This is a genomic window from Streptomyces roseolilacinus (assembly GCF_014649335.1).
Lineage (GTDB): Bacteria > Actinomycetota > Actinomycetes > Streptomycetales > Streptomycetaceae > Streptomyces > Streptomyces roseolilacinus.
Map to the genome: position 1 here is coordinate 339883 of NZ_BMSV01000008.1, position 16119 is coordinate 356001.

The following is a 16119-nucleotide window of genomic DNA, read 5'->3' on the forward strand; positions in this document are numbered from 1 at the left end:
GGGCTCCTTCCGGAACGTCACGGATGACGGTGCGAACTCGGGTCGAAAGGTCGAGACGGGCCGAAGTGGACGTAAGTGGCCCATAGTTGAGGGTCGCGCGGCACGAGCCGCCGGATGTCGCGCACCGCATCGTGAAGGGCCAGCGCAGGGTCGATCCGTCGGAGGTGGCGGGCACCCGCGGTCCCCGGCGTGAACAGACGCCGGGCTATGCCGGCCGCGATGTGGTCGCGTGCGGGCATGAGCGAGCTGAGCACGTGGGGGAAGCCCGCGACTTGGAAGGCCGCCCCCAGGTGGGCGACCTCGTTGACGAAACGATGGCCCGCGAAGCCGCCGTGGCAGGTGAGGAGTAGGCACCCGGTACGACCGTCGCCGAAGCGGCGCGCTCTGATCTCGGCGACGCTCAGCCGCGTGTCGTGAAGCAGGAGGCTGGTGTCGCTGGGATTGTCCGTGTCCACGTGTGTATGGGCGGTGATGACGGCCCAGGCGCTCCGGCCGAGTTCCGCCGCCACCCGATCCGCTGCGGCGGCCTCGTCGACCAGGGGTTGCACACCGTACGCGGTGGCGATGTCGACGGCCGCGCGCCCAGTGGCCCGCAGACGGCGCTCGCCCGGGGTGTTCCCCATGGCGACGACGGTGATCGACCGGTCGTCCGTACCGGTGCTTCCGGCTGCCCGCCGCTGCGCCTGGCGCAGCATGCGCAGCGTGGGGGTGTACGAGGAGATGACCCGGTCGATCGCGCACGTTCCCGTGTCGGGGTCGAGCGCCGCGTGCAAGGGGAGCACGGTCAGGCGGCCGGTCGGGCACCAGTGGAGCCGGGGCCAGCACGACGTGTGCGGCGTGGCGGGATCCGAGTGGCCGAGGTGGGCCAGAACGGGCCCGACGACGTGCTGCCACAACCACACCTGGACCCCCGCGAGGCGGGTGCTGCGACCGGCCTCGTCGCCGTCCCACCACCGAGCGGCTTGTTCGTTCACCTCTTCCGGTGTGACCCCGGGCAGCGGTACCACCTCGACGTGGTCCCTGCCCTGCCTGGTGCGGATGACGAGGGCGTCGGACCGGTGACCACTGACGTTGACCAGCACGGTGGGATCGGGATCAGGGCTCGCCGGGGCGCCCGCGGGGGCGGGCCGGCGGAAGGACTCGAAGCCGGAGAGCCCGCGGACCCTCGCGAGTGCGTCGAAGCACCCCGGGTGCCGTGTGTCCTGCTGGTCCCCGTCGTCCGCACCGCCGCGGCTCACCGGCAGGCCGGCCTCGTGCCGTCGGCGGTCTTCGGCCCGGAGGTCGGCTGCCAGGCGCGGGTGAGCGCGGTCGAGGGCCTCCAGGTCCCAGTCGTCGGCCATCTGAGCCAGCAGGATCCCGCGCCCCTCCTCCAGACGTTCCACCGCCGCACCGGCCCTGCCGGTTTGGAGCGCCGCCGCGGCGGCGTCGGTGACCAGGTCCTCGAAGAGGGTCAGCACGTGCTCGCGGTCGGCGGGCTCCAGGTGGGTCTGGCTCATGGCCCCGCGGATCTCCAGAGCCTTGCGGTAGGCGGCCTCGGAGGCCGGCCAGTCCTTCTCCTCGGCGGCGAGCCGTCCCCAGGCACGGGCGGCGGTCAGCCGTACCCGGAGGTGCCCGGCGGTGGACGAGACCACCTCCTCCAGGAGCGCGGCGGCCTCGCGCCGGAAGGGACGGGGATTCTCGGCGGCCTCGGCCTTGTACTGCAGCGAGTTCGCCACGTTCGTGCGGAAGACGACACCGTCGGGGGTGTCCGGCAGGCTGGCCTCGACGCACTCCCGTCCATGGGCTATCGCATCGTCGAGGTCCTGGGGGCGGCGGAACGCGTCGTAGCGCATGCGCAGGGCGTTGGTGAGCACCGTCAGGAAGCGGAGCCGACCGGGGCTGCCGGGCGTGCTGATCCGCACCGCCTCACGAGAGGCGTTGACGGCCTTGGACAACTCCTCGTCCGAGGCGGGGTCCACGAGCCGTTGCGCGTCAGCATAGTTGGACAGGGCAGCGGCGTGGTGCGCGGTGCCCGCGGCGGTCTCCACCGCCCGAGCGAAGGCGTCGACCGCGGCGGTGATGTCGGCACGGGTGTGGAAGCGCTCGTACCGGCGTAGCAGCGTCGCACCGAGCGTGGTCGCGGCCAGGTGGCGCAGCCAGGGATCCTCGACCGTACGCAGGAAGGCGTCTGCCAGCCCGGCTTCCTCGACCGCCGCCTGTGCGAGGGCGGAGTCACCGACACGGGTGACACGTGCCTGAAGGGCCCGCGCGAGGACCAGGCGGTACCGGGCGCGCAGGAGGGAGTCGTCGTCGGGACGCAGCAGCACCTCGCGGAAAACCTCCACACCGAGATCCCGCCTGCCCTCCAGATTGAGTTCGGCGGCGAGCAGCACGGCGCGTCCCAGGTCGGTCATGACGTCGTCCTGGTCGGGCCCGTGCCGCGTCACGGGGTGATCGGCCAGGGTGCACAGGGTGCGCAGAAAACCCTCCAGGAGCCGTCGGTCGTGGTGTTGGTGGAGTTCCGCGACGAGGACGTACAGATGAGACCGCAGGGCCGTCACCACGTCGGCTGCCGGCGTCTGCGCCGGTTCACGCGAGGCTTGGACGGAGGTGACGTCGGACAGCGCGGCCGCGGGGATCCCGGTCCCGGCCCCCTGCCGGCTGAGGGCGGCGAAGCACCAGGAAGCGGCCACCCGGTCGAGGTGGTGGCCGTCGTCATCGCGTCCCAGGTACCGGTACCAGTGGAAGAGGCCGAGCAGGTGCAGGACTGCCGTCGGCGGAGCACCGTCGCCGGGCTGTCGGCGGTCTGTGAGACCTCCCCGTTCGGAGAGCCCCGCCAGGACCATCCGGGCCAGTTCCGTGGCGGCCGTGAGGGCGTCCGGCGTGGTGAGAGCCGTGGCGTTCCCGGCGGCAAGGGCGGTGTCGAGGCGTTCCCGGAACGCTGTTGTGGGACTCGATGCGGTCAACGACTCTCCTGCGCTGCCGGGGTGACGCGACCGCCTCGGGGAACTCGGTCGAGGGGAAGCAAACCACCACGTCCGCACGAAAGGCAGGGGGCGCACGGTGTCACACACCCGGCGCGCGCATCACAGCCGACTCACGGCACCCCCGGCTTCATCGGCGCGGCCCCCGTCCCCCACGGCCGGACCGACGATCCGGTGAGCGGAAGGGCTCTCCCCGGAGCCGCCTTCTGCCATCGTCCTTGACCGAGTGGACGTGGTCAGGACCTTCGGCCCCGTGCCGGGACCCAGCGCCCCTGTCCCGGCCGCCGCCCCGGTGTCAGCGTGAGGAGCGCGACCGTCCACGGTGCGACGGCTGTCGGGTGCGTGAGGAGGGGCCATGGCGACCACCGCTGGGCGTGAGGGGATTCTCGTCGGCGTCGACCCGGAGGAGCAGTCCCTGCCGGCTCTGGCCTGGGCGGCCGACGAAGCGGTCCGCAGGGGGCTGGGCCTTCGGATGGTGCTGTCGGTCCCGCCGTCGCGCGACACGTGGCACGGCGACGCGGAACCGCACCGTACGGCCCGGTGCGCGCGGGGGAGGAACGCCCTGGCCACAGCGGCGGAGGCCGTGCGCGCCCTCCAGCCGGGCGTCCCCGTGACGACGGAGCTGCTCGACGGCGTACCCGCCTCGGTGCTCTGCCGGGAAGCGGCGCACGCGCGGCTGGTGGTCCTCGGGTCCCGGTGGCTCGGCCGGTGGGAGGAGGCCTTCGGCACCGGCTCGGTGGTCATGCCGGTGAGCGCTCGGGCGCGGTGCCCGGTCGTCGTGGTGCGGGAGCCGGAGCACACCAGTGAAGACGAGCCGTTCCTGGTGGTGGGGGTGGACGGCAGCGAGGAGTCGAGCGCCGCCGTGGCGTTCGCCTTCGCGGAGGCCCGTCTCCGGGGCGTGGCGGTGCGCGCCGTGCGGGTGCGGCCCCGCCCCCTCGCCGGCCTCGGAGACGCCCCGGGGGAGGAGGAGCAGGAGCGCGTGCCGGCCGGGTTCCTGGAGCCCTGGCTGCGGAAGTACCCGGAACTCGACGTCACGCGAGGTGTCTTGCGGGGCCACCCGGTGGAGCGGCTGTCGCGCGCCTCGGCACGCGCCCTGGCCGTCGTCGTGGGGCGCCGCGGACGGGGCGGCCGCGCCGGGACGCGGCTGGGTTCCGTGGCCCACGGGCTCCTGCGCAGGGCGGAGTGTCCCGTCATCGTCGTGCCCGGGTCCGGGCGATGACCGGGGGTGCGGACGGCACGCGCGCACGGGGCGGGCAGGGGAACCCGGCTGCCCCATGCCGGGTGGGTTCGGGCGGGCGGCGTGGGGCGGCCCGTGCCGCCGGTCGTGGATCCCGGGGAGACCGAGGAGCCGCGGGAGGGCGTCGGCGAGTTCGTCGCCGAGGTGTTCGCCTCGTCGAAGCGCGGCGGTGATCGGCGCGGGCGGGGGCTGCCACCCGCGTGGGCCGGTGCCGGACGGGCGGCGCGAGCCGGTCCGCGGCGACGCCGGCGCCCGTCCCGGCGCGGCGGTCACGGCCGCCCGGTGCCCGTACCGCTGCCGTGTCGTGCCCGCTGACCGCCTCCGCCCTCCTTCCGCTCCTTCGGTGACGGGTCGTTCGGCCGGGGCTCCCCGGGCGGTGTCGCCGGCGGCCGGCCGGGGAGCCCCGGCACCGGCCGGAGGGACGGTCGTTCCGGCGGCCCCTTCACCGTCCCCGCGATCACGCGCCCGGGCTCCGCGCCGGTGTGGCCGTCGAGCCGTGCACGACACCGACCACCCCGTCCACCCGCCAGGCGGCCCGCGTCAGCGCGGTCGCGTCGATGTCCTCGCGGGCGGGGAACTCCAGCCGTACCACCCCGTCGCGGACCCGGACGCGGACGCCGTCGCGGACGGGCAGCGGTACCAGGGTCCGTACCGCGTGGGTGACGTCCCGAAGGACGTCGTCATCGGTCCGCAGGAAGACGCCCAGGAGGTCCCGGCGGGTGGCGATGCCGATGAGCCGGTCCTCCTCGTCCACCACGGGAAGCCGGTCGACGCGGCACCGTTGCATGACACGTGCGGCATCGGCGACGCGCTGCTCGGGGTGCACCGTCACCGCGGGCGTGGTCATCAGCGTTCCCGCCGTCGGAGCGTACGGCGAGGAGCGGTCGCCCCGAGCCCTCCGCCCCCACCGGGCGAGCACGCCCGCCATGGTGGTTCGCGTTCGCGCCGGGCGCGCCGCCCGGCGCCGGGTGAGGTCGGTCCGCGACACCACGCCGACCACCTTGCCGTCGTCGTCCACGATCGGCAGACCACTGATCCGGTGCGTGGAGAACAGCCTGGTCAGCTCTTCGAAGGAGGTGCCCGGGCGTGCCCGGACGACCCCGTCGCTCATCACTTCGCCCACGGTGCGGGTCCTCACCGCGATCACCCCTCCATCGGATGGCGCCGGTGCCCATCGGCGGCGCCCCGGTCGTCGGCTCCAGCCTCCCGCCGGACACCGGGGACCGGCAGATCCGGTCGGGGTCGACACGCGGGGCCCTTCGTCCTTCTCGCGCCGGGCCCGTCGTACGGCGCCCGCCGGGGCCGAACGGCCCGGCCCGGACGGCACATCCGCAAGGAGGGCCATCCGGCCCTGGCCCTTCGGCCCCGGCCCGGGGGATCCTGCAGGAGGCCCCCGCTTTCGGGTGTCGGACCGAGCATGACGGAGCTGCATGATGACGGACAACACCACCGGTGTCCCGACGCGAGGACCGGTCAAGGTCTTCCTCCTCGACGACCACGAGGTGGTGCGCCGCGGTGTCCACGACCTGCTGGACGGGGAGCCCGACCTGACGGTGGTCGGAGAAGCCGGCACCGCCGAGCAGGCCCTCACCCGCATTCCCGCCCTGCGTCCCGACGTGGCGGTCCTGGACGTGCGCCTGCCCGACGGCGACGGCGTGAGCGTCTGCCGCGAACTGCGCTCCCGGATGCCGGACCTCCACTGCCTGATGCTGACTTCGTTCGACGACGAGGAGGCGCTCCTGGACGCCATCATGGCCGGAGCGTCGGGCTACGTCCTGAAGCAGATCACCGGCACCGACCTCGTCTCGGCCGTACGCACCGTCGCCGCCGGCCAGTCCCTGCTCGACCCCGGCGCGACCGCCCGGGTGATGGCCCGGCTGCGCGGGGGCGACCCGCAGAAGGAGGAGCAGCCGGGACTCGCCGGGCTCACCGAACGGGAGCGCGACATCCTCGCGCTGGTGGGGGAGGGGCTGACCAACCGGGAGATCGGCAAACGCCTCTACCTCGCCGAGAAGACCGTCAAGAACAACATCTCCCGGCTGCTGGCCAAGCTCGGCGTGGAGCGCCGCGTGCAGGCCGCCGTCCTGGCCACCCAGCTGTCCGGCCGCACCCCGGCCTCCGACCCGCCGCGCGGTGACCGGCCCCACCGCTGACGGTCCCGCCCGCCCGCGGCGCCGCTGCCGAGGGGCACGGTGACGGTTCGACCCGGTCGTGCGGTGGTGGTGCCGGGACCTGCTCGTGGTGCGCAGCGCGTGCCGACCGGGGCGAGCCGGTGGCGACCGGCCCTGTCCCGGGACCGCCGATCCCCCTCGCCACCGGCCGCGACGGCGGGTTCCCACCGCGTCCGCCGCCGTCTCCGGAGCGCCGTCACGGCTGGATAGGGTGGGGAAGGACAGGGCGCGGTGTTTCGAGGAGGGGTCTGTGGGCGTGGAGGAGCCGTTGTCGCGGATGCCTCAGATGCGGCTGGACGAGCTGCTGGAGGAGCTGCAGGCGCGTATCAACGCCGCTCGCGGGACCAGGGACCGTGTCCACAGCCTGCTCGAAGCCGTCGTCTCGGTGGGCCGCGAACTCGACCTGGCGCAGGTGCTGCGCCGCATCGTCGAGGCCGCCGCCCAGCTCGTGGACGCACGGTACGGGGCGCTGGGAGTCATCGGGCCGGACGGCCGCACGCTGTCGCAGTTCCTGACCACCGGGCTCCCGGACGAGGAGATCGCGAAGATCGGTCCCCTCCCGGCCGGTCACGGGCTCCTCGGGGAGATCATCCGCAACCCCGAACCGCTACGGCTGCGCGACCTCGGCGCCCACGAGGTGTCGTACGGCTTTCCGGCGCACCACCCGCCGATGCGCACCTTCCTGGGGGTGCCGATCCGCGTCCGCGACCAGGTCTTCGGCAACCTGTACCTGACCGACAAGCGGGGCGGTCAGGACTTCGACGCCGAGGACGAGTCGGTGATCTCCACCCTCTCCGTCGCCGCCGGCGTGGCCATCGACAACGCCCGGCTGTACGAGGACTCGCGACGTCAGCAGCGGTGGCTCCAGGCCAACGCCGAGATCACCCACAGCCTCCTCTCCGGCAGCCCCCGCCTCCGGGTACTGGAGCTGATCGCCCGGCGTGCCCGGGAGATCACCGGAACCCGGCTCGCGGACGTGGCGGTGCCCGTCGGCGGAAGCGACGACCTGGTGGTCGAGCTGGCGATCGGAGCGGACGAGGACGCCCGGCGCGGCCTGGTCGTTCCCGTCGACGGCACCCTGTCCGGCGCCGCCTACGGATCCGGCAGCCCCGTGACCACGGCTTCACTGGCCGACGACACGCGGTACCACGCCGGGCCCCGGTGCTTCGAGGGGCTGGGACCGGCGGTGGCCGTACCGCTGGGCACGGGTGCCGAGGACACGCGGGGTGTCCTGTTGCTGGCGCGGGCCACGGACGGAGTGGTCTTCACGTCCGAGGAACTCGCCCCCCTGCTCGCTTTCGCCGGCCAGGCGGCGCTCGCGCTGGAGCTGGCCGAGCGCCGGCGCGACGCCGAGCAGCTCGCCCTGCTGGAGGACCGGGACCGGATCGCCCGCGACCTGCACGACCTGGCCATCCAGCGGCTCTTCGCGACCGGCATGACCCTGCAGAGCGCGGCGCGGCTGGTGGAGCACAAGGGCGCCGCGGAACGGGTCGAGCGGGCCGTCGGGGACCTGGACGAGACCATCAAGATCATCCGTTCGACGATCTTCGGCCTCCGGGCCCGCGACGAGGACACCGGGCCCAGCCTGCGCGCACGGATCGCCCGTGCCGTCGAGGAGGCCGCCTCGGCCCTCGGCCACCCGCCGAGACTCAGCATGGAGGGCCTGCTGGACACCGACGTGCCGGCGCAGGTGGCCGATCACGTCATGGCCGCGCTCACGGAGGCGCTCAGCAACGCGGCCCGGCACGCGCACGCCACGCGCGTGGAGGTCACCGCGCGGGCCACCGCCGACGAGGTCGTCCTGACGGTGGCCGACAACGGCAGGGGCATTCCCCGGGGCGGCCGGCGCAGCGGCCTCGGGAACCTGCGGGAGCGGGCGCACGCGGTCGGCGGCACGTTCGAGGTCGAGGGACCGGCGGCAGGCGGCACCCGCCTCGTGTGGCGGGCCCCCCTGGCCGCCGCGGGCCGCGCCTGACCCCGGCCGTCGTGCCGCCCTCCGCGCGGCTCCCCAGCCGCTCGGGTGCTCAGGCGCTCGGGCGCTCAGCCGGAGGGCGGTACGACGGCGGCTTCGGCAGCGGTGCCGGCGGTCCCGGGCGCGGGTACGGCGGGCGGGTCGCCCGTGAGCCGGAACCCGGTGACGAGGTCGGGCCGAACGCGAAGGACGCGATCCGCGGCGCCCGCCACCCAGGGCCGGAGCACGGAGGAGTAGCGGGCCAGCCGGTCGGGATCGGTCACCGGGCGCGCGTATCCGGTGACGACCACGCTCCAGCCGGTACGGGCGTCCGCGTCGATCACGTCGGCTTCGTACGCCACGACCAGGCCCGGACCGTCGGCGGGGGCGGTGAGGGAGGCGAGCGTCGTACCGTCGTGGATCCCGACGACGACGTCGTCGCCGTCGAGGCAGTGGTTGACGGGGCGCACCGCGGGCAGTGCCCGGTGCGTGAAGACGATCCGTCCCAGCGGGACGGTTCCCAGCAACCGCAGCGCCTCGGTCCGGGACAGGGGCGTCAGGTACCGCGGCGCCACCTCACGGCGAACCCCCGCGTGGTCGTTCATCGTGTGCACCCTTCGCCGCGGCCGTGAGGCCGATCGCCTCTGGTTCCGGCACCAAGCGTTTCCGCATCCGCCCTCCCCCGCCAGGGCCGAACGGACCTTTCGGCGGGCCCCGGCGGCCGGCGCTCGCCGAACGGTGCCCTCCCTCAGCCGAACGTGCACGGGATCGCGCGGTCCACGCCGAGGACCCGCAGCACCCTGCCCGGCCGGCGTGGAACGCGGCACAGGCTGAGTCGGCACCCGCCCGCCGCGCACCTCCGCTGCAGGCGCAGGAGGAGTTCGACCCCGGCGGTGTCGCAGAAGGTGAGGTCCGCCAGGTCCAGGACGACGTCCCGGCCGCTTCGCGACGTCGCCGACATCAAGTCCGGCTCGATCCGCGCGGCGGTGTCCAGGTCGAGCTCACCGGCGAGCGCCAGAGCCGTCGACCCGTCGTCCTGCACCTGCACCGTCAGCGTGATGGGGGTGGTGGTCATGGACTGCCTTCCTGGACTCGGGGGGCGAGGACGCGCCCGCTCACGTCGGCCGGCCCACCACCCGGTGGAGGGAGGGGGGACAGGTCCGCAGGCCCTCGGCGGAGGGCCGAAGGTTTTTCGTGGCCGTACGCGACGGTCCCGCCGCGTACCCACGGCGGGGCCCGGCCCCGCCGGCCCCGCCGTTCGTCCAGCCGCCCGTCCCTAGACGTGGGGGACGACGGCCACGGGGCACGGCGCGTGGTGCAGGGCGGCGTGCGCGACGGATCCGATGCGCGTCCCGATGGGCGAGTGCCGGGTGCGCCGGCCGACGACGAGGAGCCGCGCCCCGGCGGCCGCCGCCAGCAGCACCTGGCCGCCGCTGCCCATCTCGACGTGCTCGACGACCGGAACGTCGGGGAACCGGTCGCGCCAGGGCGCGAGGGCCTCCCGCAGCGCCTTCTCCTCGAACGGCACCAGACCGCCCGCCTCGTCCGCCAGCCTCAACGAGCCCGGGCTGTAGGCGTAGATCGGGGGCAGGCTCCACGCCCGCACCGCGCGGACGGCGGCACCTCGCACCGCCGCCGCCCGGAAGGCGAACCCCAGCACCTCGGCGCTGTCCTCCGGGGACCCCTGCTGCCCCACGACCACGTCACCGCCCTCCGGTACGGCGCGGTCCGGCACGGCGCGGACGGAGACGACCGGGCGGGGGGACGCGGCGATCACCTGCTGTCCGTACGAGCCCAGCAGGAAGCCGAGGAAGGGGCCGTGTCCGCGGGAGCCGAGCACCACCATCTCGGCGCGCCCCGCCTCGCCCAGCAGGGCGGACACGGCGGTGTCCGACAGGACCTCCGAGGTGAACGCCAGGTCCGGATGCCGGCCCGCGACGCGGGCCCCCGCCTCCCGCAGGACGGCCTGGGCGGCCTGCGCCTGGGCCTCCCTGTCCTGGACGACGGGCACGTCGAGGGGCTGCCAGAGCCAGGCGTGGACCAGGCGGAGAGGCGTGCGGCGGAGCGCGGCCTCGTCGGCGGCCCAGTCCACCGCCGCCAGGCTTTCGGGGGAGCCGTCCACTCCTACGGTGATCGCGGGGGTCATCGCACGTCTTCCTCATCGGTCGGGATCGGGTCGGGGCGCGGTCCTGCGGGCCGGTGCCCCCTCACCCCAGCATCGGCCCGGTGACCGGGGCGGGGGGAGGGCCGATCGGCCCTCCTCGCGCGGCCGTTCGGCCGTGGCCGCGAAGGCCGCCGCACCGGGACGTCCGACGCGGGAACGGCCGACCGCACGAGGGCGGTCGGCCGTTCGGGCCGCGCGGGCCGCCCCGGCGGGTCAGGAGGGGCGTCGACTCCCCGGGCACTTCCGTCAGGCCGTGACGTCGGCCGGCCAGAGGTCCGGTCCGAACATCTCGTAGTGGACGCGGGACGCCGGGACGCCCCGTTCGAGCACCCGCGCACGGGCGGCGCGCATGAAGGGCAGCGGGCCGCACAGGTAGACGACGGCGTCGGACGGTACCTCGACCGCGTCGAGGTCCATCAGACCGCCGCGGACGTCGCCGGCCGCGTCCGCGGGACACCGCTCGTACCACTGGACGGCCCGGGCCCGGGGCAGGAGCGACACCAGCCGCCGCGTCTCGTCCCGCAGGGCGTGGTCGGCGGGGGAGCGGTCGGCGTGCAGCACGGTGACGGGGCGCCGGGAGCCCGTGGCGGCCAGGTGCCCGAGCATGCCCACCATCGGCGTGCAGCCGATGCCCGCGGACACCAGCAGGAGCGGCCGGTCGGTCCCGTCCAGGACGACGTCACCGAAGGGAGCGGACAGGGTGAGTTCGTCACCGGGGCGGATGGTGCGGTGGAGGAGGTTCGACACCTCCCCCTCGGGCGCGTGACGGCCGTGCACCCGCTTCACCGTGATCCGCCGGGTCCCGGCGTCCGGGGCGGACGAGAGGCTGTACTGGCGCAGTTGGCGCACCCCGTCGGGCATCGGCACCCGGACGCTCACGTACTGCCCGGCACGGGCCGCCGGCACGGGGCCGCCGTCGGCCGGGCGGAGCAGGAAGGAGACCGTGTCCGCCGTCTCCTCACGGCGTTCCACGACGGTCCACCGCCGCCACGGGTGGCCCGGGCGTACGTGTGCCTCCAGGTACAGCCGGGCCTCCTGCGCGATCAGGGCGCCCGCCATCAACCAGTACACCTCGTCCCAGGCGGCCGCCACCTCCGGTGTGACCGCGTCCCCCAGCACCTCCGCTATCGCCGCGAACAGGTACGTGTGCACGAGGGCGTACTGCTCCTCGGTGACCCCCACCGCGGCGTGCTTGTGCGCGATGCGGGCGAGCAGCGCGTCCGGCCGGGCACCGGGATCGGCGGCCAGCGCGCCGGCGAAGGCCGCGAGGGAACCGGCCAGCGCACGGCGCTGGGTCCCGGCCGCCTGGTTGCCGCGGTTGAACAGGCCGTCCAGCAGTTCGGGGTGCTCGGCGAACATCTTCGCGTAGAAGCGCGTCGTGATGGCGTCCAGCGCCCCGCCGACGGGAGGCAGGGTGGCCCGGATGACGGACGCCGATTCGATGGACAACACCGGGGACCCTCGGAGGGGAAGGCGAATGCCTGTCGTCTCGGCGCAGGGCGGACGCCGACCGGTCTAGCACCCGCGTCGCGGGAAACCAGCGGTCCGCGGCGGCATCGGGGCCGATGGTCCCGGCCTTGAGGACCTTGCGCCCTCGCCCCGCCCCGAGAAGGGGCCGCCCGGCCCTGTCGGGCGCCCTCACCGCGCTCCGCGCGAAGCGGCTCCCGCCGGCGGGCCCGGCCGCGCGGGGTCCCACACGGGCATCCCCGGAACGCCCGGCCGGCCGTGATCGGCCGTCGGAACCGTCGCGGCCGGCTTCGCGGGGTTCCGGCCGAACCCGCACGCTCCCGGACCCCCGGTGTCACCGCCGGTGCCGCGCGAGCACGCGGCGGCGGGGGATCCGTGGCCCGGTCGGCCCTCGGACAGGGCCGGGAGGGCCATGGCGGCGGGACACGGCCGGGGGTGGGGTGGGGGCAGGAGTTCCGACGACCGGAAGAGGGAGGCACGATGAGCGGGCTGGTGGTCGTGGGTGTGGACGGGTCGGCGTCGAGTCTGGCCGCGGTGGACGCGGCGGTGCGGCAGGCGCGTTCCCGGGGAGCGCGCCTGCGGGTGGTGCACGCGTTCCTCTGGCCCGCCCTGCACGTGCCGCTGGGCCCGTCGCCCCTGGGGCCGCCCGAGGGCGGGTTGCGGAAGATGGCCGACCGGCTGGTGGCCGAGGGGGTCGAGCGGGCCCGCGCGGCCGTACCCGAGGTCGAGGTCAGCGGCGAAGTGGTGACGGGGGAGCCGCTGACGGTGCTGGAGACGCAGTCGCGGGCGGCCGAGCTGGTGGTCGTCGGATCCCGGGGCATGGGCGGATTCGTCGGGCTGCTGATCGGATCGACCGCGGTCCACCTGGCGGCACACGGCCGGTGTCCCGTGCTCGTGGTACGCGAGCGAGCCGGTGGCGACGGTCCCGTCGTGCTGGGCGTCGACGGGTCCGCCGAGGGAGCGAGGGCGGTCGACTTCGCCTTCGCCGAGGCACGGTCGAGGAAGGCCCCCCTGGTCGCGCTGCACGCCTGGACCACGTGGAACGCGCCGATGCCCGGCCCGCGGGAGGCGTCGACGCCGTACGCGAACCCGCCGGGCGCGTTGGCCGAGGAGGAGGGGCGCCTGTCGTCCGAGGCGCTCGCCGGCTGCCGGGAGCGGTACCCCGACGTGACGGTGGAGCACGAGGTGGTGCACGGGGAGACGCGGAAGGCGCTGATCGAAGCCAGCCGCTCCGCCCAGCTGGTGGTGGTCGGCGCACGGGGCCGGGGCGGCTTCGCGGGCCTGCTGCTCGGTTCGGTCAGCCAGGCCCTGCTGCACCACGCCCACTGCCCGGTCGCGGTGGTACGGGGAGCGGACGCGCGCCGGTGACCCGGGTGGGAAAGCCACTCGGTCCGGTGGCACGCTTCCGTGCCCGGTGCGGTTCGTGCCGACGGGGTAGCGGGAAGACGAAGGCCCCGACAGTACGGGAAAGGACCTTCGGACCGCGCGACGCGGGACCGTCGGAGCCGTGGCACGGCCGAGGGGCCCTGTCACCCGGAGCGGGAAGCTGCGAACTTCGTAGCGGCACGACGTACGAGACCACGCCCCATCACCGAACCCAACAGGAGGCGACATGCCCGGCATCATCACCGTGGGACTGGACGGAACCGACCCCGCCCTGGCCGCAGCGGACTGGGCGGCCGACGAGGCGGAGCGCCGGGGCGCGAGCCTACGGCTCGTACACGCCTGGAAGTGGGGCCCCGTCGACGTGGTGCACGGCGCGGACCGCGCGGTGGAGGAGGACTGGGTACGGCGGGCGTTGAGTGAGGCCCGGGCCCGGGTGGCCGAGACGCATCCGGACCTGCACGTCACCACGGAGGTGCTGGACGGCGACCCGGTGCCCTCCCTGGTCGCCGAGGCCTCGCGGTCCGAGGTGCTGGCCCTGGGGTCCCGCGGATACGGGACCCTGACCGGCTACCTGGTCGGTTCCGTCTCGCTGCACGTGCTCCGCCAGGCGAACGGGCCCGTGGTCATGGTCAGGGAACCGGCCCGCCCCGCCGCGCGTCCGGGCCCCGCCGAGGTGGTGGTCGGAATCGAGGACCCCGGACGGGACGGCGGCGCCGTCCTGCGGTTCGCCTTCGAAGCCGCTGCCGGGCGGGGGGTCCCCCTGCGCGCCGTACACGCCTGGAGCCTCCCGGCCTCCGTGGGCTGGAGCCCCGCTTCGCTCTACGTGGCCGATCAGGCGAACGACCTGGAGCAGGTCGAGAAGGCGGCCCTGGGCGACGTCCTCAAGCCGTGGCGTGAGGCGTACCCGCAGGTGGAAGTCGTCGAGCACTGCGAGTTCGGCTCCGCCTCCGAGGTCCTGCTGTCCAGCGGCGACCGCGCGGAGCTCGTGGTCGTCGGGCGCCGTGACCACGGAGAGGGGATGCGGCGCCTCGGGTCCGTCACGCACGCCGTGCTGCACCACGCCACCACGCCCGTGGCCGTCGTGCCCCACGACTGAGCTCCCCACGCCGCAGGGCACCGGCAGGGGCTCCGGCCGGCGGGTGCGCGCCCGGACGACGCGGTGGGCGGTGGGCCCGCCCGGAACCCCGCGGACCGCGCGGGGGACGGGAGACGCCGGGCCTCCCGCCCGCGGGCGGAGCCGACCTCGGGGGAGCACCCCCGCCGGTGCCACGACGGCCGGGCCGCCGCCCCCGGAACGCCCGGATCGCGTCCTCGGCGAGACGGGCCCGGCCGTACGGTGCCGCGTCCCTCGGTCCGCGTCCCTCGGCCCGCGGACCGCTGCGAGCGGATGCGTCGGCCCCTCGGGCGCTACGCCGAGGCGGGCGGGTGCGGGGAGCGGAGTACGAGCAGGGTGATCTCGCTGGGGGCGAAGACGCGGAACGGCGGGCCCCAGAAGCCGGTGCCGCGGCTGGTGTAGAGGACGGTGCGGTTGCCGTGGTGGCTGAGGCCGGCGAGGGTGGGCTGGTCGATGCGGACGAGGTGGTGGAAGGGCCAGATCTGGCCACCGTGGGTGTGGCCGGAGAGCTGGAGGTCGATGCCGGCGGCTGCCGCCCGGTCGACGAACTTGGGCTGGTGTGCCAGGAGCAGGACGGGCAGGTCGGGGTCGGCGCCCTCCAGGGCTCCGGCGAGGTGGGCGCGGTGGCCCGCCAGGCCGGAGGACTCGGCGGTGACGTCGTCCACACCGGCGACCACGAGGGTGTCGCCCCCGCGTTCGAGCAGCAGGTGGCGGTTGCGCAGTGGCTCCCAGCCCAGCTCGTCCATCAGGTCGACCCAGCCCTGGGCCTCGCTGTAGTACTCGTGGTTGCCGGTGACGTAGACGCGGGCCCGGGTGGCCCGCACGGTGCCGAGCGGGACGGCCTGGGCGCGGCGGCGCCCGGCCGTGCCGTCCGCGATGTCGCCGGTGTGGCAGACCAGGTCGGCTTCCAGGGCGTTCACGGTCTCGCACACCCGTGCCGACCAGCGGGCGCGGTCGAGCGGACCGTAGTGGGTGTCGGTGATGAGGACGACACGCAGCCCGTCCAGCCCGGCACCCAGCCGCGGGAGCCGCACGTCGAGACGGCGCACGCGGGGCACGCGACGGGCCTCGGCGTACCCCCAGGCGAGCAGTACGGCGGTCACGCCGAGGACGGCCCACGTGACGATCCTGGCCCGGCCCTGACCGTCCTCGACGCCGGCCACGGTCAGCGCGAGCCGCAACAGGACGCCGAACAGGACCGACCAGGTGAACAGCACCCAGCCGGCGCCCAGCAGGGTGTCACCGATGATCGCCGCCCAATCCTGCTGGCGCCGGCCGTGGCCGCGCGCCATCGCGAGCGGCATGCCGGTGAGGCCGAGGACGAACAGGGCGGTGCCGACCAGCGTGACGGGCAGCGGCCAGCGCTGGCCGCCGTGCAGGAGCACCCAGCAGGGCACGGCCCACAGCAGGACGGGGGCGATCAGGGGGACGAAGCGCAGCAGGCGGTGCAGCCGGCTCTGCCGCGGCGCTCGCGCTCCCCCCTCGGCGGGCTGGGTGTCACTGGTGTCCCTCACGCTTCCCCTCCCTGACCAGGCTGCCGTCTCGCGCACTGTAGCCGCTTGCCTCCGGGCCGGTCGGACCGGTGTTTCCGAGACCGAAGCCGCGGCCGACCCCACCGCGGCGGCCCTCCGCGTGACCTGCTGCGTCATGATCACCCGTACCCGCG

General features: G+C 75.0%; 12 protein-coding genes. 5 read left to right on the top strand and 7 right to left on the bottom strand.

The genetic code is table 11. The features are described 5' to 3' along the window. Positions 1-17 precede the first annotated feature (17 nt). Positions 18-2945, bottom strand: coding sequence for a CHAT domain-containing protein (locus tag IE106_RS21300; RefSeq protein WP_189536459.1), 2928 nt, complete (start codon positions 2943-2945; stop codon positions 18-20). Positions 2946-3318: 373 nt separating this feature from the next. Between IE106_RS21300 and IE106_RS21305 the strand changes: the two genes are divergently transcribed. Further along, entirely contained in the window at positions 3319-4182 is an 864-nt protein-coding gene (locus IE106_RS21305; protein ID WP_189536461.1) for a universal stress protein, read from the top strand. A 475-nt stretch (positions 4183-4657) separates the two neighbouring features. On the opposite strand, the gene IE106_RS21310 is transcribed toward IE106_RS21305, so the two are convergent. Further along, on the bottom strand, positions 4658-5338 hold the full coding sequence (locus IE106_RS21310; protein WP_189536463.1) for a CBS domain-containing protein: 681 nt from the start codon (positions 5336-5338) through the stop codon (positions 4658-4660). A gap of 295 nt (positions 5339-5633) precedes the next feature. Between IE106_RS21310 and IE106_RS21315 the strand changes: the two genes are divergently transcribed. Further along, positions 5634-6353, top strand: coding sequence for a response regulator (locus IE106_RS21315; RefSeq protein WP_189536576.1), 720 nt, complete (start codon positions 5634-5636; stop codon positions 6351-6353). Between the two features lie 295 nt (positions 6354-6648). Next, complete coding sequence (locus IE106_RS21320; RefSeq protein WP_444545531.1) at positions 6649-8346, top strand: sensor histidine kinase; 1698 nt, start codon at positions 6649-6651, stop codon at positions 8344-8346. 65 nt (positions 8347-8411) lie between these two features. Here IE106_RS21320 and IE106_RS21325 read toward each other — a convergent pair whose 3' ends face one another. From IE106_RS21325 to IE106_RS21340, 4 genes are all read right to left on the bottom strand, one after another. Then, positions 8412-8927, bottom strand: a complete 516-nt coding sequence (locus IE106_RS21325; RefSeq protein ID WP_189536465.1) for a pyridoxamine 5'-phosphate oxidase family protein — start codon at positions 8925-8927, stop codon at positions 8412-8414. Positions 8928-9070: 143 nt separating this feature from the next. Beyond that, positions 9071-9397 (bottom strand): STAS domain-containing protein, encoded by a 327-nt coding sequence (locus IE106_RS21330; RefSeq protein ID WP_189536467.1) that lies wholly within the window; start codon positions 9395-9397, stop codon positions 9071-9073. A 201-nt stretch (positions 9398-9598) separates the two neighbouring features. After that, a complete protein-coding gene (locus tag IE106_RS21335; RefSeq protein WP_189536469.1) occupies positions 9599-10468 on the bottom strand; it encodes a universal stress protein in 870 nt (289 codons plus the stop codon). Between the two features lie 264 nt (positions 10469-10732). Then, on the bottom strand, positions 10733-11938 hold the full coding sequence (locus IE106_RS21340) for a globin domain-containing protein (protein ID WP_189536470.1): 1206 nt from the start codon (positions 11936-11938) through the stop codon (positions 10733-10735). Positions 11939-12433: 495 nt separating this feature from the next. Between IE106_RS21340 and IE106_RS21345 the strand changes: the two genes are divergently transcribed. Both IE106_RS21345 and IE106_RS21350 read left to right on the top strand, forming a co-directional pair. Beyond that, positions 12434-13321 carry a universal stress protein gene (locus tag IE106_RS21345; RefSeq protein WP_189536472.1) on the top strand — a complete coding sequence of 296 codons (888 nt, stop codon included), beginning with the start codon at positions 12434-12436 and terminating at the stop codon, positions 13319-13321. Positions 13322-13565: 244 nt separating this feature from the next. Next, complete coding sequence (locus tag IE106_RS21350; protein WP_189536475.1) at positions 13566-14435, top strand: universal stress protein; 870 nt, start codon at positions 13566-13568, stop codon at positions 14433-14435. Positions 14436-14746: 311 nt separating this feature from the next. Here IE106_RS21350 and IE106_RS21355 read toward each other — a convergent pair whose 3' ends face one another. Further along, positions 14747-15967 (bottom strand): metallophosphoesterase, encoded by a 1221-nt coding sequence (locus IE106_RS21355; RefSeq protein WP_189536477.1) that lies wholly within the window; start codon positions 15965-15967, stop codon positions 14747-14749. Positions 15968-16119 lie beyond the last annotated feature (152 nt).